24 protein-coding genes are annotated in these 20,163 nt (G+C 30.8%); 13 read left to right on the forward strand and 11 right to left on the reverse strand.

Translation table 11 applies throughout. The features are described from left to right. Positions 1-3: 3 nt before the first annotated feature. Entirely contained in the window at positions 4-978 is a 975-nt protein-coding gene (locus ACJJVO_RS07910; RefSeq protein ID WP_405572566.1) for an HlyD family secretion protein, read from the reverse strand. After that, positions 975-2,363, reverse strand: a complete 1,389-nt coding sequence (locus tag ACJJVO_RS07915; RefSeq protein ID WP_405572569.1) for a TolC family protein — start codon at positions 2,361-2,363, stop codon at positions 975-977. Before ACJJVO_RS07915 ends, ACJJVO_RS07910 begins: the two co-directional genes overlap by 4 nt. 386 nt (positions 2,364-2,749) lie before the next feature. On the opposite strand from ACJJVO_RS07915, the gene ACJJVO_RS07920 reads away from it, so the two are divergent. The 6 genes from ACJJVO_RS07920 to ACJJVO_RS07945 all read left to right on the forward strand — a co-directional run bounded on the left by ACJJVO_RS07920 (position 2,750) and on the right by ACJJVO_RS07945 (position 10,252). Next, entirely contained in the window at positions 2,750-3,349 is a 600-nt protein-coding gene (locus ACJJVO_RS07920; protein ID WP_405572572.1) for a DUF6134 family protein, read from the forward strand. 14 nt (positions 3,350-3,363) lie between these two features. Beyond that, positions 3,364-4,791 (forward strand): cardiolipin synthase, encoded by a 1,428-nt coding sequence (gene cls / locus ACJJVO_RS07925; protein WP_405572574.1) that lies wholly within the window; start codon positions 3,364-3,366, stop codon positions 4,789-4,791. Between the two features lie 71 nt (positions 4,792-4,862). Then, a complete protein-coding gene (locus ACJJVO_RS07930; protein WP_405572577.1) occupies positions 4,863-5,642 on the forward strand; it encodes a patatin-like phospholipase family protein in 780 nt (259 codons plus the stop codon). A gap of 35 nt (positions 5,643-5,677) precedes the next feature. Further along, positions 5,678-6,766: a mechanosensitive ion channel family protein gene (locus ACJJVO_RS07935; RefSeq protein ID WP_405572579.1), complete on the forward strand. Its 1,089-nt coding sequence runs from the start codon at positions 5,678-5,680 to the stop codon at positions 6,764-6,766. Between the two features lie 34 nt (positions 6,767-6,800). Next, the gene (locus tag ACJJVO_RS07940; protein ID WP_405572582.1) at positions 6,801-9,185 is read left to right on the forward strand and encodes a PAS domain-containing protein; all 2,385 of its coding nucleotides are present in this window, start codon (positions 6,801-6,803) and stop codon (positions 9,183-9,185) included. Then, on the forward strand, positions 9,182-10,252 hold the full coding sequence (locus ACJJVO_RS07945) for a response regulator (RefSeq protein WP_405572585.1): 1,071 nt from the start codon (positions 9,182-9,184) through the stop codon (positions 10,250-10,252). The genes ACJJVO_RS07940 and ACJJVO_RS07945 overlap by 4 nt, the downstream gene beginning before the upstream one ends. Before the next feature lie 42 nt (positions 10,253-10,294). Here the strand turns inward: ACJJVO_RS07945 and ACJJVO_RS07950 are convergent, their stop codons facing one another. Genes ACJJVO_RS07950 through ACJJVO_RS07960 form a run of 3 tightly spaced genes read right to left on the reverse strand, consistent with a single transcriptional unit; the run spans position 10,295 to position 11,194 of the window. Continuing rightward, positions 10,295-10,513 carry a DUF6327 family protein gene (locus tag ACJJVO_RS07950; RefSeq protein ID WP_405572587.1) on the reverse strand — a complete coding sequence of 73 codons (219 nt, stop codon included), beginning with the start codon at positions 10,511-10,513 and terminating at the stop codon, positions 10,295-10,297. Beyond that, positions 10,494-10,859: a hypothetical protein gene (locus ACJJVO_RS07955; RefSeq protein WP_405572589.1), complete on the reverse strand. Its 366-nt coding sequence runs from the start codon at positions 10,857-10,859 to the stop codon at positions 10,494-10,496. The genes ACJJVO_RS07950 and ACJJVO_RS07955 overlap by 20 nt, the downstream gene beginning before the upstream one ends. A gap of 2 nt (positions 10,860-10,861) precedes the next feature. Then, a complete protein-coding gene (locus ACJJVO_RS07960) occupies positions 10,862-11,194 on the reverse strand; it encodes a YtxH domain-containing protein (RefSeq protein ID WP_405572591.1) in 333 nt (110 codons plus the stop codon). Between the two features lie 229 nt (positions 11,195-11,423). Between ACJJVO_RS07960 and ACJJVO_RS07965 the strand changes: the two genes are divergently transcribed. Continuing rightward, the gene (locus ACJJVO_RS07965) at positions 11,424-11,912 is read left to right on the forward strand and encodes a hypothetical protein (RefSeq protein ID WP_405572592.1); all 489 of its coding nucleotides are present in this window, start codon (positions 11,424-11,426) and stop codon (positions 11,910-11,912) included. 128 nt (positions 11,913-12,040) lie between these two features. Beyond that, positions 12,041-12,709 carry a carboxymuconolactone decarboxylase family protein gene (locus ACJJVO_RS07970; protein WP_405572594.1) on the forward strand — a complete coding sequence of 223 codons (669 nt, stop codon included), beginning with the start codon at positions 12,041-12,043 and terminating at the stop codon, positions 12,707-12,709. Between the two features lie 53 nt (positions 12,710-12,762). Here the strand turns inward: ACJJVO_RS07970 and ACJJVO_RS07975 are convergent, their stop codons facing one another. The 4 genes from ACJJVO_RS07975 to ACJJVO_RS07990 form a co-directional block, all read right to left on the reverse strand. Further along, a complete protein-coding gene (locus ACJJVO_RS07975; protein WP_405572596.1) occupies positions 12,763-13,617 on the reverse strand; it encodes a universal stress protein in 855 nt (284 codons plus the stop codon). Between the two features lie 15 nt (positions 13,618-13,632). Then, positions 13,633-14,028, reverse strand: a complete 396-nt coding sequence (locus tag ACJJVO_RS07980) for a hypothetical protein (protein WP_405572598.1) — start codon at positions 14,026-14,028, stop codon at positions 13,633-13,635. A 154-nt stretch (positions 14,029-14,182) separates the two neighbouring features. Then, the gene (locus tag ACJJVO_RS07985) at positions 14,183-14,731 is read right to left on the reverse strand and encodes a hypothetical protein (protein ID WP_405572600.1); all 549 of its coding nucleotides are present in this window, start codon (positions 14,729-14,731) and stop codon (positions 14,183-14,185) included. A gap of 126 nt (positions 14,732-14,857) precedes the next feature. Beyond that, positions 14,858-15,511: a BON domain-containing protein gene (locus ACJJVO_RS07990; protein WP_405572602.1), complete on the reverse strand. Its 654-nt coding sequence runs from the start codon at positions 15,509-15,511 to the stop codon at positions 14,858-14,860. 168 nt (positions 15,512-15,679) lie between these two features. Between ACJJVO_RS07990 and ACJJVO_RS07995 the strand changes: the two genes are divergently transcribed. The 5 genes from ACJJVO_RS07995 to ACJJVO_RS08015 are packed head-to-tail and all read left to right on the forward strand — an operon-like array spanning position 15,680 to position 18,620. Next, the gene (locus ACJJVO_RS07995; RefSeq protein ID WP_405572603.1) at positions 15,680-16,456 is read left to right on the forward strand and encodes an RNA polymerase sigma factor; all 777 of its coding nucleotides are present in this window, start codon (positions 15,680-15,682) and stop codon (positions 16,454-16,456) included. A gap of 17 nt (positions 16,457-16,473) precedes the next feature. Next, positions 16,474-17,430, forward strand: coding sequence for a DnaJ C-terminal domain-containing protein (locus ACJJVO_RS08000; RefSeq protein ID WP_405572606.1), 957 nt, complete (start codon positions 16,474-16,476; stop codon positions 17,428-17,430). Positions 17,431-17,443: 13 nt separating this feature from the next. After that, complete coding sequence (locus ACJJVO_RS08005; RefSeq protein ID WP_405572608.1) at positions 17,444-17,857, forward strand: hypothetical protein; 414 nt, start codon at positions 17,444-17,446, stop codon at positions 17,855-17,857. A 17-nt stretch (positions 17,858-17,874) separates the two neighbouring features. After that, positions 17,875-18,234: a thioredoxin gene (gene trxA / locus ACJJVO_RS08010; RefSeq protein WP_405572610.1), complete on the forward strand. Its 360-nt coding sequence runs from the start codon at positions 17,875-17,877 to the stop codon at positions 18,232-18,234. A 29-nt stretch (positions 18,235-18,263) separates the two neighbouring features. Continuing rightward, the gene (locus tag ACJJVO_RS08015) at positions 18,264-18,620 is read left to right on the forward strand and encodes a hypothetical protein (protein ID WP_405572612.1); all 357 of its coding nucleotides are present in this window, start codon (positions 18,264-18,266) and stop codon (positions 18,618-18,620) included. 21 nt (positions 18,621-18,641) lie between these two features. Here ACJJVO_RS08015 and ACJJVO_RS08020 read toward each other — a convergent pair whose 3' ends face one another. Further along, positions 18,642-19,406: an exodeoxyribonuclease III gene (locus ACJJVO_RS08020; RefSeq protein WP_405572615.1), complete on the reverse strand. Its 765-nt coding sequence runs from the start codon at positions 19,404-19,406 to the stop codon at positions 18,642-18,644. A 29-nt stretch (positions 19,407-19,435) separates the two neighbouring features. Continuing rightward, entirely contained in the window at positions 19,436-20,089 is a 654-nt protein-coding gene (locus ACJJVO_RS08025; RefSeq protein WP_405572617.1) for a BON domain-containing protein, read from the reverse strand. Positions 20,090-20,163 lie beyond the last annotated feature (74 nt).

Raw genomic sequence — 20,163 nt, forward strand, 5'->3', positions numbered from 1 at the left:
TGTTTATTTAATAATTTGAATAGACATTCCTGGTCGTAAATCGGTAATACGCTCTTGTGGTTTTAGATGAATTTCAAAAGATTTTAATTCATATTCACCTTTTGCTTTAATAGGCACCCAAGTTGCAAAATCTGCCATAGGTGAAATGTAGGTGACTTTAAAATTTACCATTTCATTATTTAAACCTGGCACTTTAGCTTTTAGCGTCGTTCCCATTTTAAAATCAGATAAATTATCTTCTCTAATATTGAAAATAGCATATATATTTTCTGGGATTTGTATCGTTACAATCGGATAACCAGAAGTCATAACCTCACCTTCTTCTGCTATTTGATTGCTAATAATGCCAGACTTAGGTGCAATTATATCTAGTTCATCATAATAGGCTTCAACTTCATTATAAGCACCTTGAGCACTTTCATAACTACCTTGTGCGGCTTTAATATCTTCTCGTCTCGTCCCTTTTTTACCCATTTCCCACATGGATTTTGCGGCATTCATTTGTTCTTTTGCAGCATCATACTTAAACTGTACTTCATCCATTTCTTGTTTGGAAATAATGCTATCTGCATAAAGAGCTTGATACCTTTTATAACTTTTTTCTGCAAAATCAAACTGGCTTTTAGCCATTAAATATTGATTCTGCAATGCACTCACCTCTTCTTTTCGTGCACCTGTTTTTGCTTTTTCAATTAAAGATTGTGCTGCTTTTACCATACCTTCTGCCTGTCCTTTTTTAGCATCTAAAATATCAGCTTCTAGTGTTGCCAAAACTTGCCCTTTTTTCACAGAACTTCCTTTTTCTATTAAAATAGAATTTACACGTCCGGGAATTTCTGATGATACATTAATCTCTGTAGTTTCAAGCATGCCAACATATATCTCTTGTTCAGGTGTATTAGACCTAACTAAAAAATACACAATTGAGAATATTATAATTAGTATCGGAATGGTTAATATAATGTACGATTTTTTCATGGTAATAGTTGGTTACTAATAATTGGAATTATTTCTTCTGGTTGCCCAATAGCACTGTACAAACTAGCGATAGCTTTGTAATAACCGTCTAGAGCCACAAGCTGTTCTATTTTAGATTTTTCGTAGAGCAAAGAAGCATCAATGACATCAATAGATTTCCCAAGACCTTCTTCAAAACGTCTGGTATTAATTCTAAGATTTTCTTTGGCGAGTTCTACTGTAGTTATTTGGCTATTGTATAATTTTTGTTGGTTAAGCGTGTTCATATAATTGCTTTCAACAAGTAATTTAATTTGTTGTGATGCATAAGCTTTTGCGTTTTTCACTTCCTCTTGTAAATGTTTACTGGCTTTTAATTTATTCACATCTTTAAAACCATTAAAAATATTAAGCTGCGCTTGTACACCAACAATGAATTTTGGAGGAATAATTGGCAAATCTTCACGAAACATGTTGTAAGTCCCAAAAGCAGCAATATTGGGCATAAACTTAGATCGTTCTAAAGCATAAGACTGTTTAGCCATAATTTCTTTTTGGTCAATTAACTCTAACATGGGTTGATTTGTATTCGCTGTTTCTAGAAGCTTATTAAAATCAAAATTGAGGTTTTGGTAACCAATACTATCCATAACTTTAAGTGGCATTGTATCTGATAGATTCATCGTGGTGCGCAAAGCTAATTCTGCTAATTTTAATTTATTTTTATCATTCTCTAGATCTTTTTCCGCATCAGCAACGGCTACTTTCGCTCTTAACAACACATGTTTGGGCAGTATTTCTAATTCAATGGCACGTTCTGTTTGTGCTTTGTGTGTTAACATTCCTTCATAAACCTGCTCACGTGTTTTAATGACTTGCTTTAACAAAACCACAGTGAGATATCGATCTATAAGCTCATGGGCAATTTCTTCTTTAATTTGCTTCAATTCTATTTCAGATGATTCTAGTTCTGCTTTTGCATATCGCTTTGCTGCAATAATTTTTCCACCAGTAAAAATGGGTTGTGTTGCGGTTATCGCTGCAGTTGAAATCTGTTGGTTATCTACAATGACATTAGGATATGCAGGAAATTGCTCTAAAACGCCTACTAAAGTACCAAATGCACTTTCTGCAGATACTCCTGATAGACCTATCTGATCTCCATAAGCCTGTATAAAAGCAGCACCATATTTCCCGCCCAAATCATCTAAAGAGCTTTGAACTTGAGACGTATTTATCTCCATGTTTTCGCTTAAATAAGTATAACCTCCAAGCAAATTAATAGAGGGTAAAAAATTACCTTTTGCCGCTTTGTCCTCATAGTTCTTTTGCTCAACTCGTTCTGTATAGCGTTTTATATTTTCGTTATTTCTATAGCTAATCTCTAAAGCTTCAGAAATACTCATCTTTCTTTCTTGTGCATATAAAAAATTGCTACATAATAATATTAGGATAAACGTATTAATGAGGTGTACTGTTTTTGTAGAAAAAATATAAATACAATCTTTCATCTGTATGTATAAAGGTGAGTGCTCAAATTTTGATGTAAAATTACAATTCACAAATAAAAATAAACATGACCTAAATCAGTCTTTATCTTGCTTGCTGTTTATAATACAAGTGTCATTCCTTCTGATATATTGAATAGTTAGAAACGAAATAACAGCACTACAATGTCACCACTCTTTTTTGCACTATTCAATTGGCTTTTAATAATACTATAGCGAAATGACTTTAATCATTTCATAGCTTTATTTAATACTATAATTTGCTAAAAATAAAAAACACATCAATGCAGATTTTTAAAACCTTAATATGGATTAGTTGTTTTATGTTATTGGTAGGCAGTAAAAATTCTACCGAAAAAAACCTCTATTTTGATGTGGTACATAATGGAAACGTAATTGGAAGTCTAAACGCTACTAAAACTTTCAAAAACTCTATGATCTATTATCAAAGTTCTACAACTATTGAAACTCGAATTATAAAAGAAGTTAAGGTAAATTACAAATATGATGTCGCGTTTGAAAACAACATGTTAGAATCCTCTAATGTAGATATTACCGTAAATGAAAAACCACATGCCAAAACGCATACATTATGGCATAATTCAGATTATCAAGTTATAAAAGATGGTGAAGACAAAGAAACCTTAACAGACTCTATTAATTATGCAACAATTCAACTTTATTTTAAAGAACCAAAACATATAGAAAAGTGTTATTCTGAACAAGATGGAAGTTTTAATACCATAAAACCATTAGGAAATCATCGGTATAAAAAAATTAATTCAAAAGGACGAGAAAATATTTACTACTACAAAAATGGTGTTTTAAAAAAAGCAACTATAGATGGCGGATTAATTAAATTCGAAATTGTTGCAAAAAATTAATACAATTTAAAATTATGACGATAGCTCTAATTATATATTTTCTTATGGCATTCGTTTTAATGGGCAGATTGTTACTTTATGGTGTACGTCCCACAAAAACTTTGGCTTGGTTGCTGGCCATTTTCACAATTCCGGTTGGTGGTATGCTGTTTTATTTTATACTTGGCAGAAACCGAAAAAAAAATAAATTCTATACCCTTAAGAAAACTAAGGCCATTTCGGAATATTTAGAAAAGGTTGAAAACAACGATCCTTTATATAAAAAAAATAATGTCCCTATTGCCATTAAAAACCACTTAAAACTAGTTAAGCTGGTCACTAAGGGTTCTAACTTCGCTCCTACTTTTGGAAATGAATTAATTCCTTTAAAAAATGGTTCATCGACATTCAAAGCTATTTTTTCGGCCATGAAAACGGCTAAAAAATTCATTCATATTGAGTATTATATTTTTGAAGAAGGCGATTTAGCTGAAAAATTTAAATCCATTTTAATACAGAAAGTAAAAGAAGGTGTTGAAGTACGTTTTCTTTATGATGCCTTAGGAAGCCGATCACTGAGTAATAAATATATTAATAGCCTTAAAGCAGAAGGCATAGAAGTTTATGGTTTTTTACCTATGCATTTTGGTAAACTTATTTCATCTATAAATTACAGAAACCATAGAAAAATAGTTATTGTGGATGGCATTTATGGTTTTACAGGTGGTATTAATGTCGCTGATAAATACATCTCTGGTGATCCTGTTTTAGGGAATTGGTACGATTTGCATTTACAATTAAAAGGCAATGTAGTTAACAGTCTGCAAGCCGTTTTTGCTATGGACTGGAGTTTTGCTAGTGGTACAGACCACTTATTAAATATGCAATACTTAGTAAAACATACCACTAATAAAAATTCTATTGCGCAAGTGGTTGCTGGCGGACCAGACTCTGACTTCTCTTCTATTCACCAGCATTATTTTTCAATAATTAATAGCGCTAAAAAATATGTTTATATAACCAATCCATATATAATTCCCGGCGAAGCTTTAAAAGAAGCTTTACAAGTTGCTGCAATGAGTGGTGTAGATATTAGATTACTATTATCCACAAATTCAGATAGTCTTTTGGTGAAGTGGACAGTGCGCTCAAGTTTTGAAGATTTACTAGAAGCAGGCGTTAAAATCTACTTATATCCTGATGGTTTTTTACATAGCAAAGTGATTATCTCAGATGATGAACTTGCAACTATAGGAACGGCAAATCTTGATATTAGAAGTTTTGAAGAGAATTATGAAGTCAACGTTTTAATTTACGATGGTAATATTACTTCGGAATTGAAGCAAGACTTTTTAAAAGATTGTAAAAAAAGTGAACCATTAGATTACAAACAATATCTAAAAAGACCTAAAACAGAGCGATTAAAAGAAGGCATTGCCAAAGTATTTAGTCCGGTTTTGTAACAAACTGATTTATATCATTATTCTTTAATAATCAACCCAATACCTTTGTTTAAACCAACTAAAATCACAAAATGACTATAGGATTAGTACTATCTGGAGGAGGCGCTCGTGGAGCGGCTCATATTGGTGTGATTAAAGCATTAGAAGAACATAATATTTTCCCAACACATATTGCTGGTACTAGTGCAGGTGCCATTGTTGGTGGTTTATATGCTGCAGGCTTTTCTTGGTCAGAAATTTTACGTTTTTTTAAAACCATAACTATTTTTAGTACGTATAGATATGCGCGAAATAAGCCAGGATTTTTAAATTCTGAAAACTTTTACGATGATCTTAAAGCCTATTTCCCTGAAGATAACTTTAGTGCTTTAAAAAAACCATTATTTGTTACAGCAGCAAATATTATAGATGGCACTTCAAAAATATTTAGCTCTGGTGAAGTTATTAAACCTATTATCGCTTCAGCCTCTTTTCCTGGTGTCTTTACACCTACCGAAATTAATGGTAAGTACTATGTAGATGGAGGTACTTTAAACAACTTCCCTGTAGAACCATTAAAAGATGCATGTCATAAAATTATTGGCGTTTATGTCAATCCTTTAAAATCTGTTGTCATTGAAGATTTAAAACATTCATATTCGGTTGTAGAGCGCGCTTATAAAATAAAAGTTGCAGCAGAATCTATATCAAAATTCTCGGATTGCGATTTGGTTATAAATCCGCAAGAACTAGTAAAATATAGCACTTTTGGAATGAATAATGTCGATGCTATTTTTAAAATAGGTTATAATTACACACATAAAATCCTATCAAAAAACGAAAAAATATTGGCTGTACTCAATGGAAAATAAATTTTTAGTAAAGCCATGACCCAAGTCATTTTAAATTGAAAAATGTAGCAATAGATTTAGCAAAAAATATGGATTTCAGCCAATTTAAAACATCATTGGAATTAGAATCTTGGTTTACCTATATTCTAGTAATCCTTGGCTCAATTTTGTTTGGCTTACTCTTACAATGGATTATCTTTTTAATCATTAAAATTTCTAATCGTAGAAAACCAACTGTTTTAAAAGCCCAACTGCTTAAACATTTAAAAATTCCGTCCCAGTTTCTTTTTCCAATTCTATTTATTTTCAGTGCCTTTAATTTTCTTGATCTTAATTCATTTTGGCATAAATGTGTTGAAAGTCTTATTATCATTAATTTCTCTTGGCTAATTATTGCCTCATTAAATGCCATAGAAGAAGTTGTAAAACAAAAATTCACCATTAATGATAGCCATAAAGTAAAAGAAAGAAAAGTATTGACCCAGTTACGTTTTATGAAAAATCTAACTGTTGTTATTATAATTACACTTGCAATTGCCGCTATTTTATGGAATATCTCTTCGGTAAGAAAAGTAGGTACAACCATACTTACTTCTGCTGGAGTGATAGGAATTATTGCTGGTGTAGCCGCTCAAAAATCAATAGCCAATTTAATTACTGGATTTCAGATTGCCTTTACACAGCCTATTAAAATTGATGATGAAGTGGTGATAGAAGGAGAATTTGGTACCGTTGAAGACATAACACTCACCTACGTAGTTATTAAAACTTGGGATTGGAGACGGCTTGTATTACCTCTTAATTATTTTAATGACAACTACTTCGTAAACTGGACATTTAGTTCTCAAGAACTCATTGGAACTGTCTTTTTTCATGTAGATTATATGTTTCCCATTAGTGATTTTAGAAAAAAACTTTTAGAAATTTTAAAGAACAACAAACTATGGGATTGCAATGTGGCTGATCTCTTAGTCACCAATTTAGATAAAACTACTATGGAATTGAGAGCTACTTTTAGTGCAAAAAACGCATCTGATATTTGGAATTTACGTTGTAATGTAAGAGAAGAAATGATAAATTACATTCAAAAAAATCAAGGTAATGGTCTTCCAACCATTAGACAAATAAATTCTAATGAAAACTAAATTAGCGATCTAAAATGTTCGAAAAACTAACCATATGAAATTAGATGCTTTAATCAAAAATTTGCCAGGTATTGTATATCGCACAAAGAATGATAAAAACTGGACGGCAGAATTTATTAGTGAAGGCTGTTTTGAATTAACAGGATATCATAATAAAGATTTTATTAATAGTCGTATTCATTTAGCTGAAATAATTCTTGCAGAAGATTTCGAAATGGTGTGGCAGAAAACTCAAAAAGCTATAGTAAATAAAACATCTTATAATTTAGAATATCGTATTAAGCATAAAAATGGCAACATCAAGTATTTATGGGAACAAGGACAAGCCATTTATGATGATAATGACCAACCAATTGCTTTAGAAGGTTTTGTGCAAGACGTCACAAGACATAAAGAAATTGAACAAAAACTATCCATTAAGCAAGCACAAAAAAAAGCCATTTTAGGGACTTTGCCAGATATTGTAATTTTATATGATAAGGATGGAAATCATTTAGAAGTTCATGCCCCTAATAATCTTGAGCTAATAGCATCTTATAATGATCATATTGGTAAAAATATAGATGCTATTCTACCTAAAAAAGTGTGTGAAATGATTAGGCAGGCTTTTATTGATTGCAACCAAACAAAAGAAATTCAAATTTTGGAATATGCACTTGTTGTAAAAGATCGTTTAAGACATCTTGAATCTCGTATAGTACCAACAGACAATGGTCATTATTTAACAGTTATTAGAGACGTTACTGAAAGTAAGCAAACAGATAAAATAATTAAAGAAAATGAAGAAAGACTTAGACTTAGTTTAGAAGTCGGAGAACTCGGCTCTTGGGAATGGAATTTAGTAAGCAATAAAATAATAAGAGACGACTACCAAAACCATTTATTCGGTATAAAAACAACTAATACAGAAGGAAAAGAACAAAGTATTACATATCAATCTTTTTTAGAAAATGTCCATCCTGACGACAGAGAATATATAAAAACGGAGATCTCAAATGCTGTAAAAAACGCAAGTAGTTATGTCTTAGATTATAGAATAATACATCCTGACAATTCTATTCACTGGCTTCACGAAAAAGGAAAAATTTTTAAAAACACAAAAGGCCAATCCATAAGAGTCATAGGAGTTACACATGATATTACGACGCAGAAAATAGCAGAACAAAAATTAAAAGATGATGACGTAGCCTTACGTGATTATACAGAAAAATTAGAAAACAAAGTAAAAGAGCGAACTAAGGAATTGACCACAACAGTTCAAAAACTTGTAGAATCTAATTTAAGTCTCGAGGATCAAATACAAATAACGAAGTCGGCAGAAAATGAAGTTAAACAGAATAGATATTTACTTGAAAATATTTCTAAAAACTTTCCTAAAGGGTTTGTTGCTGTTTTTGATGTTGATTTCAATATACTTTTAGTTGAAGGAGAAGAAGTTGAAGACCTAGGATTTAAAGGATTAGCGGATTCAAACACATTATTAGACCATGTTATAGGTGTACCTGCTGATGTTAAGCAAAAAGTTAGATACAATATATTAAAAACCTTTAAAGGCGAACATTGTTCTTTTGAAATAGCATATCAAAACAGAACTTTTTTAGTAAACACAACTCCCTTGTACAATTCAGAAAACAAAATAGAGCAAGTTTTGCTGGTACATAACAATATTACATTACAAAAAAAGGCCGAATTTGAAATTTTAAATACACTAAAAAAAGAACAAGAATTAAGCGAATTAAAATCTCGTTTCATCTCTATGGCTTCGCATGAGTTTAGAACTCCGCTGAGTGCTATATTATCTTCAGCTATTTTAATAGAAAAACTAAACAAGCCAGGAAATGAAGAAAAAAGATTAAATCATGTGTCAAAAATTAGATCTAACGTCAAAGACTTAGTCCTAATTCTTAATGACTTTTTATCTTTAAGTAAATTACAAGAAGGTAAAGTTTTAGTGCAACCTTCGTCTTTTGATCTTATTGATTTTTCAAAATCTGTGATTGAAGAAATTGAAGGCATTAAAAAAAATGGTCAAATAATTACACTAAAACATCAACAACCAAAAATTGATATACACCTAGATTCCAAACTATTAAAACATATTCTCTTTAATCTATTATCTAATGCCATTAAGTATTCTGAAGAAAATAAATCCATTACTTTGAAAATACAAACAACAAACAACAATGTACTAATTGAAATAATAGACCAAGGTATTGGCATACCTAAAGAAGATTTAGATAGTATGTTTCAACGATTTTATCGCGCAAATAACACCACTAATATCCAAGGTACTGGCTTAGGCTTAAATATAGTAAAACAATATACCGAACTGATGGGAGGAAGTATTACATTTAAAAGTGAATTAAATGTAGGCTCTACTTTTTTCATTGAGTTCCCTTTAAACATTGAAAAATTATGAAAAAAATTTTATTAATAGAAGATAACCAAGATGTTCGGGAAAATACAGCAGAAATTCTTGAAATAGAAAATTACTATGTTAGCACTGCCGAAAATGGAAAAATAGGAGTTGAAAAAGCACTAAAAATTATTCCTGACTTAATTATTTGCGACATTATGATGCCAGAATTAGATGGTTATGGTGTTTTTGAGAGTCTAAAAAGCATGTCTAAAACAGCAAGTATTCCTTTCATTTTTTTAACTGCAAAATCCGAAAAAGAAGATTTAAGAAAAGGTATGAATCTAGGTGCAGATGATTATCTAACCAAACCTTTTGAGGAAAATGAATTACTAGAAGCTATTGAGTGTAGAATCAAAAAAAATGATTTTCTAAAAAAAGAATTCTCAAAAAACACAAATGGTATCAACCAATTTCTGAATGAAGCTTCTGAATATCTTAATTTAGAAGCCTTAATAGAAAATAGAGATATTGAGCGTTATGAAAACAAAGAGCATATTTTTAATGAAGGTAATGCTGCACATCAACTGTTTTATATAAAAAGTGGTACTGTAAAAACATACCGCACAACAGAATCTGGTAAAGAATTTGTAACCGGCTTTTTTGGCGCTGGCGATTTTATTGGACAATTATCGCTTCTTGACGATTCTGGTATTTACCTAGAAACCGCAAGTGTGTTAGAGCACGCGGAAGTTTGTGGTATCCCTAAGGCCGATTTCACAAAACTATTATATAGCAACAAAGAGGTTTCCAATAAATTTATTGAAATCATATCTCATAATCTAATTGATTTACAAGAACATTTAGTAGATATGGCCTTTGCTACAGTAAGACAAAAAACAGCTAAAGCGTTATTAGAATTGGATGCAAAAGGCATGATTAAAGATGACACGCACAAAGGCATTAGTATACCAAGAGAAGATTTTGCTGGCTTAATTGGTACGGCAACAGAAACCGCTATAAGAATGTTAACTGAGTTTAAAAATGAAGACTTAATTAGTATTGAAACCAACAGAAAACTCATATTATTAGATAAAGAAAGTTTGAGAGATATTGCAGAATTTGGATAAAGCAGACTTTATTAAATGAAAAATCTATAGCAAAATGATTTGCTATTTTTTAAGCTGATTTAAAATTTTATCACTTACAAACGTAAGTAATTGGTTTTGAAGTAAACCTTTCAACTCATTCTTAATATTTACAGATTTTAAGCTGTTTTTTGAGTTTCTCACACTCAACTTTATACGCTCTTTATAGATCTGTTTTTGCAAACTTAAAATCTGCAAGTCATTATCTATTTCATCAAACGAATTATAACGTTTTGGTATCATCTCTTGTAAAATAATAGTTAGAAAACTTTCTTATTATAGGAGCATTTAGCTTGGCTCTAAACAAATACAGAAGCACTACAACCAAAACATAAAACAAGCCTACAATTAAGAAGCCATAAAATGTATTCTGTAAAACCTGAGCTAATTTAAAAGCTATAGCAAAAGATACTATTAACAAAGCAACGCAAGCTAAAGCACCTATAATTATTGTTTTAGCCATATAAGTTATGCCAATCATAAGTGCTTTAAAACTTTGTAGCTTAATGTAATCTTCACTAGTTTTTAAATATCTGTGAATATTAGCATCAGTGTCTAACACGTTTTCTTTTAAGGTCTCAAAAGCCATAATTAGTTTTTTTGAGCGTGCGTATTTTTATATTTAAGTTCTTCTAATTTGTGTTCTAAACTAGAAATTATATCCTCTGCTTTACCACTCATATTAGAAATTGTGTCATCTAATTTTTGCTCAAACTCTTCCTTTTTATCGTTCACAGTTTTTGTAAGGTCAGCTTTAGCATGAGAAATACGTTCTGAGATTTCGTGTTTGGTTTCTTCTGTTTTTTGTTTAATTTTTCTTCTGGTTTTTGTCCCCTTATCTGGTGCATACAAAATTCCAATTCCGGCACCTATTGCTGCTCCTGTTAATAAAGCCAATAGTGTGTTTTCGCTATTATTTGTCATGATTCTATTTTTTTAACCTAACAAACTCTCATTAGGTATGATTAATAAATAATTTTCTATACATCAAAATTAGATCAAATACCCATTAATTAGAATGACCCACATCATTCTATCAAAAAATATATAAAATAAAAAGGCGCCAAGATTGATATAAGTCATTTTACAGATTTAATTATCCCATTAACTTAGCTATACAATCAGGAAGAATAGTTCTAGTAGTAAAATACAGATGAAGAATAGAGACGAGGATATAAAAGATAAACATGTTTTATTAAAGTCATTTAAATCCATTAGACAAATTGAAAATATAATAAAACAAATTTGTAGCTCAGACATTAATGACATTCAGATTTCGGTATTAGGAAAAGTTGAAGACGTTAATTTTGATACAAATTTTGCAGACTCATGGAAAGAACTAAAATCATATTGTTCAAATAAATTACAACTTGCTTCAAATTTTGGTATGGTTTCTAACTCTGAGATTGGCACGTATTTTATAGCCGGATTTTTGGCTCCTATGTTTTTGCAAGAAATTAATGGTAAAACAATAGGTGCTATGTCTACTGGTTTTTATGGAATTTTAAGAGGTTTAGGTATAGATCAAGAAAATGTTTCGGGTTACTCAAAAGCATTAAATAAAGGAGGTCTGATACTTATAATTAGAGGTAATAAAAGTGACATAATTAAACTAAAAGTTAATCTACAGGAATTAGCATAGTTAATAAAGGAGAACAATTAGTACTGAAAAGCCTAGTTGATTTATATATTTTCATCCTATTATCTATGCGATATATATTTTGAATTGAGCATAAAAATAGTTGGTCAAAAACACAGTTAACTCATAATATGAAAACAGACCTTCATATACCCGAAACCATAAGCTCACAAACTGAATTTAAAAAAAAATTCAGTTTAGGGGAAATGTATAGTGCTTTTGTTTATCTACCGAGAGCATTGCTAAAAATGATAGCAAATAGCAAAAAGCAATATGTTAATAATGATTTTGTGAAACGTTTACAATTGGCCGTAACCGAAGTAAATGGGTGTTCTATTTGCTCGTATGGACATGCTAAAATGGCTTTACGGCAAGGCTTAAGTGGACAAGAAATAATTAGTATTTTAAGCGGAGAGAATCATTTAATAAAGCCAGAAGAAGCTAAAGCCATTATGTTTGCGCAACATTATGCAGACTCAAGAGGTCATCCTAAAAAATATGCTTACGATGTTATTATACAAAACTATGGCAAAAAAAAGGCACGTATTATACTTTCTGCAATCCAGTTGATAACTGTTGGTAATATGCTTGGTATTCCGTTTAGTGCATTTCAATCTCGACTTAAAGGAAAACCTTATAAAGATAGTTCATTGTTTTTTGAACTAGGTGTATTAATTATGGGCATCTTATTAATGCCAATAGCTTTTGTTCATGGTTTATTAAGAGGTTTAATTGGATTATCAAATGTAAGACTTGATAAAAGTACTACTGAAGAACAAAACGGATTCAATACAGTGTGAATAACACTTAATAATTTGTAGCAATTAAACTAAAACCGTTTATGGTATAGATTTTACTTTAATCCAATAGTATTAATTAACCATACAGGCAAAGACAAATGCGTATCCAATTCTTTTAATAAAGGTTTTGGAAGATCATTGCCAATATAATTGGATTGTTCTCCTATAAAAGCGATGAGATTACAACGTTCATTTTCAACAAAGCTGATAATACCTTTATTCACATTCATGCGCTCAAGACTATGAAAATTACAGGTTAGACCTTTAAAAATGTGCTCTAACTTGGTTTTATTTTCTAATTGATTATCATCTAAATTATGTTCTTTTTTAATGTGTAGAATTTGCACCTCTGTGTTGTATAAATTGGCAAGATTAAGCAATTCTAAAAAACTAGTTTCATGCAATACTTCTTCATAATTAACTGGAAGTACAATTTCTTTAAGACTACAAAATTTAAAGTCTCTAGGCACAGCTAAAATGGAACATTCTGTAATATATTCCATAATATCTAAGGTTGGTATATTCTTATTTTCCTGATCATCTAATGCATTTTTAGCACCAATGACTAGTAAATCTATAGCATTCGTTTTTATAGCCTCCTTCAAAGCAAAAAGCAAAGCGTTATAGCTTGATATCATTTTATAGCTATGCTTGTTATTTTTAGAATTAGATGCTATGGTTTGTATTATTTTATTTAATCCTGCTTCTGATGTCTTCTTTTCTGATATATAAATATCATTTTCTAGATCAGGAATGAGCGCTTCAATATCTGACGCATCTGCATCTGCCTGAAAGGCATTTAAAAAATAAAATGTGCAAGTCTGCTTATCGTATAGCTGTATAGCATAATCAATAGCATTTTGGGCATTTTCAGAAAAATCAGTGTAACATAAAATTCGCTTTTCCATTGTAACACCTAAGTATTATTGTATTAAATCTGAAGTGATAAGTCCTATGGTTCCAACAATAACATTTAATCGAAAGGTATTTTCAATAGTATTACCATCAGTGTATATCATTTCTATATGTTCTTCTCCATCAGAAACGGTTTTAAAATCAAATGTGTAAACTCTTTTATCTGCATCTGTGGCTATTGATACTGGGTTTTGTAATTTAACATAGGTATTTTTAGAAATAATTTCCCAATAAAAATCAGGGCCAGAATTACCTTCTAATACAATTTGAAACGGATCATCTTCGCTTAATTCTATAGTTTTACCATTAGCATCATAGTGATATTGACCCGAACAACTTAAACACATTAACAGAAAAATGAGTATTAAAGTTCTAAACATTTTTGAATAAAAATTATAAGACATCGTATTATTATTTTAAAGTGAATAAAACACATGGTTTAAACTAAAAAAAAGGAAGCCAACCAACCAAGACTTCCTTTTAATTGAACTTAATTTAATAAGTTCGGTTATCAATTATACCACAAAATTTACTTTTAAGTATAAACTGATATAAGTGTTATTTGAGGTTTAAATTTATTTTTTTATGAACTTTTAAAATCTCTCCTTTACCATCCATATAAACCACTTTTTCTTCATCACCTTTTTTAAGAATAAGTTTGTAACGTTCTTTAGTGGCTTCTTGGGCAAAATGAGTCATTTTATAATAATCCTTTGTAAGTGTCCAACCAGGAAAAGCTTTAACAATAGCTTCTCTAACATCTATATTAGGAGCAATGTTTTTAAAATGCTCTACAGAACTTAATAGTTCACCTTCTTTATTATAAGTAACCATCAATTTACCGTTTTCACTTTTTAAAGAAACTTGAAAAGTTTCATAATCTTCATCGGTTGCAACATCATCATTTATATATACATCTTCTTCTATAAATTCTACAGGTACTCCGTAAAATTCAATCACCTCAAAGCCCCTAAAATCTAAATCTATGGCTTCAATAATTGATACTGGAACGATTTCTCTTTTGATTTTTGCTTTAAAAACCACGTCTTGACCATAGGAATGCATTGCTATTCCTATTAAAAATAGGCCTAAAATTATTTTTTTCATTTTTTTATTATTTAAAATTTTACTGATATTACTATTGTGATAATTTATACTACAAATCTAAAGCTGACTATAAAATAGCAGAATGACTTAGGTCAATCTCTACAATTTTTAATACTTTTTTATGCTTTAGCTACATACCTCTATTTCGTTCTTAACCTCATACACACCAGGAGCATTAAAAACCATTTTTCTGGCTTCATCCTTTTCTAAAATAGAATGCACTTTTCCGCTTAATCTTACTGTATGCCCTTCAACCTCTACAGTAATATTATTAGACTCCATATCTGCCATCCGTTCAAAAGCTCTTCTGATTTTTTCTTTAAGTTCAATAGGCTTAATTACTCGTTTTAAAATGATGTCATCTGTTACACCAAGCACTCCTTTTAAATTCTCAACGGCATTTTTAGCAGAATCTTTTTGATAATCCCACTCCACTTCACCAGACAAATAAACCCAGCCATTTTCAACCTTAACATCAACAACGTCTTCTGGAATAGAAGAATGCCACATTAATGCATCTACTGCTGCTTTAGCAATTTCCGCATCCGTTCTTTTATTATTATCTACATACTTCACCTCTATTTCTTCTGCTACGGCTTTTACTCCTGTAACGCTTTTCACTGCATTTTCAGCAACTCGTTTCTTAGTATAATTATCTACAATGCCACTTAGAGTTACCACGCCATTCTTTACAGTTACAGCTATTTGGGTTTCGTCTATATTAGGTTGCCAATCTAATTCTGCAAGCACGTCTTCTTTAATACTTAAATCTGATCTCATAATAATCTGAATTTTATTTACATCGTATTTCTTTTCAAAATTAATGAGCCAATACAGCCTTTCAAATGATTGAGGTCAGCACAAGGTTCTTTTACAGACTGACCCAAGTCATTTTATCAAAATAATGAATTTTAGACCTTTATATTATAATTATCAATTATCCGACTTATGAAAACCAATGTTTCTTATTATCAAAATATAAAGGAGTTCCGATTATTCGTAACACAATCCTATTCTCAATTAATACAACTAAAAAAAGAAGGAAATCAAGCTTCTTTTAATGACTTAGTGCTTAAAATAATGCCTCAAATTAGACAGTATATTAATACCCAATTAAACATAGCAATAAGAAAAGGGCACTTCTCTAAAAACAAGTTTAAGGCAGATGATATTATAGATCAGCTTTTTATTGAAATCTATGACCATATAGAAGACGTTAAACAAGCAGACGATTTTTATGTATGGCTATTTAAAAAAACAAATGATTTATTAGAAGACATTACCGTTGAGGAAGAATTTGATGAATTTTTCTTTAAAAACATCGATGATTATACCAGACCAGAATGGGATGCCATGCAAGAGAAATATAGTTCGGATGCAGATGGAGATGGGCATTTATTAATGATTGAAGAATTTGAAGACAGATCTTATAACCACAATGATTATACTTTAAATCATGTATTTATAGAAAATGATGAAAAAGATTTAATAAAAAAAATAGACAAAGACTTAAGTGATGAAGATGTAAAACATCACATAGAATTGGTATTACATAATTTACCTGTAAACATGCGTAAAGTTTTTGAGTTAGCTAATATTCAGCATTTAGAACTCGAAGAAATTGCACAAATAAGACATCAAACGCTTGAGGAAGTTAAACAACTTTTAAATGATGCAAAAAAAGCATTACAAGTAAGTTTATTCAATAGATATTCAGTTAATTAACAAAATATCATTGTAAAATGAATTACAAAGATTATTATAAAATATTAGGTGTAAGTAAGGATGCTTCTGCAAAGGACATCAAAAAAGCATATCGCAAATTAGCAGCTAAACATCATCCAGATAAAAATCCAGATGATAAAACTTCTGAAGAAAAATTTAAAGAAATCAATGAGGCTAATGAAGTATTAAGCGATAAAGAAAAACGAGAAAAATACGACACGTTAGGCTCTAATTGGGATGCTTACCAAAACACAGGAGATGATTGGCGAGATTACGCTAATCGTGCTAAGCAAGGTCAACGTCCAAGAAATTCTTATTCTTATCAAGGCGATCCTTCAGATATTTTTGGTCAAGGCGGTCAAGGAGGTGATGATTTTTCAAGCTTTTTTGAAACATTCTTTGGCGCAGGCGGACAAGGCGCTAGAGGTCAGCGTCCAACACGTTCGGGCGGTGATACTCAAGCTGAAATGCCCATTACACTTTTAGAAGCTTACAAGGGTAGCAAACGTACTTTTGAGATACATAACGAAAAATTACGAATTAATATTAAACCTGGCGCTTATGATGGTTTACAACTAAAAATAAAAGGCAAAGGTCAACAAGGAGTTCAAGGAGGTCAGAGAGGAGATTTGTACATTATATTAAGAGTACAACAAGATGCTCAGTTTGAAAGAAAAGGGGACAATTTAATATACAATGCTTCTGTAGATTTATATACAGCCATATTAGGTGGAAAAATAAAAGTTCCAACCCTTAATGGAAGTGTAATGGTAACCATACCAAAAGGTAGCGAAACAGGAAAAACCCTCAGACTTAAAGGCAAAGGCATGCCAAAATACGGTAAACCTTCAAATCATGGAGATTTATTAGTAAAATTAAATGTGAATATTCCTAAAGACTTGACTGCTGAAGAACAAAATTTATTTAAAACATTACAAGGCTTAAGAGAACCACAAACTGCAAATACAAACTAAAAAAAATAGAATTATGAATACTTTAATTGCAAACCCAAAAGCACAATATTTATTAGGTGCAGGACTAGATGTATTACACTTTGAAAGTAGAGAATGGTTAGATACTATTGACTTCTACAAAGATGAAGTTAGATTTTTTGAAGATTTACTAAATAAAAAAGAAAATTCAAAAAACAACAATGCAGATTATGAAAAAATGCTAAAAAATTTAGATAAAATTCATAAAGATTTATTTGATGATTTAGAAGAAAGCATCATGAAACACGAGCAATTATTATCTAGAATAGAACTTTCAGAAAAAGGATTATCTGATAATGATTACAGAGAAAAACATCAGCACTTACATAACAAAATGAACACTTTTTCTAATGATTTTAAAACGTTTAAAAAAATCGTTTTTGATTATTCTAAAGGTTTAAAGTTGTAAAAAAATACTATTAATTCGTGAATATCAAAACACGAATTAATAGTTACAAATTAAAAAATAAACTCATGAAAGGGGATTTTAATAAAATAGTAAATGGAAATATACCTGTTTTGGTTGATTTTCATGCAGAATGGTGTGGACCATGCAAAGCACAATCACCTATAATTAAAGAAGTGGCAGAAGCAGTAGGTGAAAAAGTCCGTGTTATTAAAATAGATATTGATAAAAATCAGGCTATTGCGCAACGCTATAATGTAAGAGGCGTACCAACATTGGTTTTATTCAATGAAGGACAAATTGTTTGGAGACAATCTGGTGTACAAAGTAAATCTCAACTTCTAAGTGTGATTAAACAGTATACCACAGTAATGAGTTAAAAAAAATATTAATTAAAAAGAGTACGATTATGGAATTAGCAATATACAGCAGTACGTATGATATGGAAGATAGCATTCAGACTTTTATGAATTTTTATAACGCTATTAATTTAAACCATTTGGCAAGCGATCTTTTAGAAAAAGGATTATCAGCTAATCAAATTAATGATGCCGTTTTAGAAGCCATTAAAGTGGCTAAATCTTCGGGTATTGATACCAACAAACATTTTATGCCTGTATTTAGTGGAATAGGTCAGGGAATTATTGAAGATTGCAAACTTTCTCATTTAGGCTACGGATTAGTATTGATGAATGCAGATACAAGCTTGCCTGTTGTAAGTGAGTTTCAAATTGATGTTTTAAAAGGGTATCTCGATGCCTTTTAAATATCTATTCATTACATTTAATTACAAATTAATCTCCAAACTTATCGGACAATGATCTGACCCAAAGTATTGGGAATTTATGTCCACTGATTTTATTTTTGTAATTAAAGAATTACTAACTATAAAATAGTCTATTCTCCAACCTGCGTTTTTTGCCCTAGAGTTAAAACGATAACTCCAAAAGGTATAGGCAATCTCTTTTGGATAAAAATAGCGGAAGGCATCTAAAAATCCGGCATTTAGAAAATTATCCATACCGTCAATTTCAACCTGAGTATATCCTGCTGTTTTATTATAGTTTGATTTATCGTTTTTTAAGTCAATGGCATTATGAGCCACATTAAAATCACCACAAATAATTACCGGTTTAGTACTTTCTAGCTGTTTTACATATTCTAAAAAATCTAAATCCCATTGTTTACGATAATCAAGCCTATCTAAATGCTGTCCAGAGTTGGGCACATAGACGTTTACCAAATAGAAACTCTCATATTCCGCGCATTGTAAACGTCCTTCAGCATCGTGTTTAGTAATGGCCATATCATTTGCAAATGACACTGGTTGTATTTTACTTAAAATAACAGTACCTGAATACCCTTTTTTTTCTGCTGAATTATAATAATGGTTATAACCTTTTAATTGAGACAAGGCTTTTTCTACCTCATTATCTTGCGCCTTTGTTTCTTGAAAACACAAAATATCGGCATTCAATTCTTTAATAGTTTCAAAAAAATCTTTTTTTACAATGGCCCTTATGCCATTAACATTCCAAGAGACTATTTTCATTATATATGTTGTTTCAATTTAATAATACACTAATCTATAACTTCTAATTCATTTATCACAATATGAACACCAGGAGATAAATAAGCTGCATCTTCAGCTGCTTTCTTTTCAGCAATAGAGTGTACTGTGCCATATAATTTTACCAAACCTTCTGTTGCCTCTACCGTTATTGCATTGGCTTCAATATGTGCTGAGCGCATAAAAGCTCTGTTTATTTGTTCTTTAACATCTGCTGGTTGTATGGTTTGTTTAATTGTAATGGTATTGTTTATCCATTTTACACCAATTATATTTTCAGCCACACGTTTAGCAGCATCTTTTTGGTAGGCCCAATCTACCTCACCAGACAAATTAACCCAACCATCACGGACTTCAACCGAAATTTCATCTTCTGGTACAGCTGTATTCCACTCAAATGCTTTTATGATGGCTTTACTAATCTCTAAATCGGTCTTTTGGTAATTTGCACCATATTTAACCTGAATATCTCCCACTAAGGCTTTTACTCCTCTTACGTTTTTTACAGCGTCTTCTGCTGCTACTTTTTTGCGATAATCATCTAGAACACCTGTAAGCATTACAGTGCCATCCTCTACTACCACTCCAATTTCGGTTTCATCTATATTAGGTTGCCATGCTAATTCTTCTAATATATCACTTTTAATTTCTGAATCTGTTTTCATGATTTCTAGTTGTTATAACTTAATTTAATTAAGTATTAATAATTTATTGTGATGTACTTTTTAGTTTAAAAAGA

The organism is Winogradskyella sp. Asnod2-B02-A (assembly GCF_045063645.1).
Lineage (GTDB): Bacteria > Bacteroidota > Bacteroidia > Flavobacteriales > Flavobacteriaceae > Winogradskyella.

Coding starts and splice junctions, on each gene's coding strand:
- ACJJVO_RS07910 (WP_405572566.1), bottom strand. CDS start 978: ATGAAAAAATCGTACATTATATTAACCATTCCGATACTAATTATAATA.
- ACJJVO_RS07915 (WP_405572569.1), bottom strand. CDS start 2,363: ATGAGTATTTCTGAAGCTTTAGAGATTAGCTATAGAAATAACGAAAAT.
- ACJJVO_RS07920 (WP_405572572.1), top strand. CDS start 2,750: ATGCAGATTTTTAAAACCTTAATATGGATTAGTTGTTTTATGTTATTG.
- cls (WP_405572574.1), top strand. CDS start 3,364: ATGACGATAGCTCTAATTATATATTTTCTTATGGCATTCGTTTTAATG.
- ACJJVO_RS07930 (WP_405572577.1), top strand. CDS start 4,863: ATGACTATAGGATTAGTACTATCTGGAGGAGGCGCTCGTGGAGCGGCT.
- ACJJVO_RS07940 (WP_405572582.1), top strand. CDS start 6,801: ATGAAATTAGATGCTTTAATCAAAAATTTGCCAGGTATTGTATATCGC.
- ACJJVO_RS07945 (WP_405572585.1), top strand. CDS start 9,182: ATGAAAAAAATTTTATTAATAGAAGATAACCAAGATGTTCGGGAAAAT.
- ACJJVO_RS07950 (WP_405572587.1), bottom strand. CDS start 10,513: ATGATACCAAAACGTTATAATTCGTTTGATGAAATAGATAATGACTTG.
- ACJJVO_RS07955 (WP_405572589.1), bottom strand. CDS start 10,859: ATGGCTTTTGAGACCTTAAAAGAAAACGTGTTAGACACTGATGCTAAT.
- ACJJVO_RS07960 (WP_405572591.1), bottom strand. CDS start 11,194: ATGACAAATAATAGCGAAAACACACTATTGGCTTTATTAACAGGAGCA.
- ACJJVO_RS07965 (WP_405572592.1), top strand. CDS start 11,424: ATGAAGAATAGAGACGAGGATATAAAAGATAAACATGTTTTATTAAAG.
- ACJJVO_RS07970 (WP_405572594.1), top strand. CDS start 12,041: ATGAAAACAGACCTTCATATACCCGAAACCATAAGCTCACAAACTGAA.
- ACJJVO_RS07975 (WP_405572596.1), bottom strand. CDS start 13,617: ATGGAAAAGCGAATTTTATGTTACACTGATTTTTCTGAAAATGCCCAA.
- ACJJVO_RS07980 (WP_405572598.1), bottom strand. CDS start 14,028: ATGTCTTATAATTTTTATTCAAAAATGTTTAGAACTTTAATACTCATT.
- ACJJVO_RS07985 (WP_405572600.1), bottom strand. CDS start 14,731: ATGAAAAAAATAATTTTAGGCCTATTTTTAATAGGAATAGCAATGCAT.
- ACJJVO_RS07990 (WP_405572602.1), bottom strand. CDS start 15,511: ATGAGATCAGATTTAAGTATTAAAGAAGACGTGCTTGCAGAATTAGAT.
- ACJJVO_RS07995 (WP_405572603.1), top strand. CDS start 15,680: ATGAAAACCAATGTTTCTTATTATCAAAATATAAAGGAGTTCCGATTA.
- ACJJVO_RS08000 (WP_405572606.1), top strand. CDS start 16,474: ATGAATTACAAAGATTATTATAAAATATTAGGTGTAAGTAAGGATGCT.
- ACJJVO_RS08005 (WP_405572608.1), top strand. CDS start 17,444: ATGAATACTTTAATTGCAAACCCAAAAGCACAATATTTATTAGGTGCA.
- ACJJVO_RS08015 (WP_405572612.1), top strand. CDS start 18,264: ATGGAATTAGCAATATACAGCAGTACGTATGATATGGAAGATAGCATT.
- ACJJVO_RS08020 (WP_405572615.1), bottom strand. CDS start 19,406: ATGAAAATAGTCTCTTGGAATGTTAATGGCATAAGGGCCATTGTAAAA.
- ACJJVO_RS08025 (WP_405572617.1), bottom strand. CDS start 20,089: ATGAAAACAGATTCAGAAATTAAAAGTGATATATTAGAAGAATTAGCA.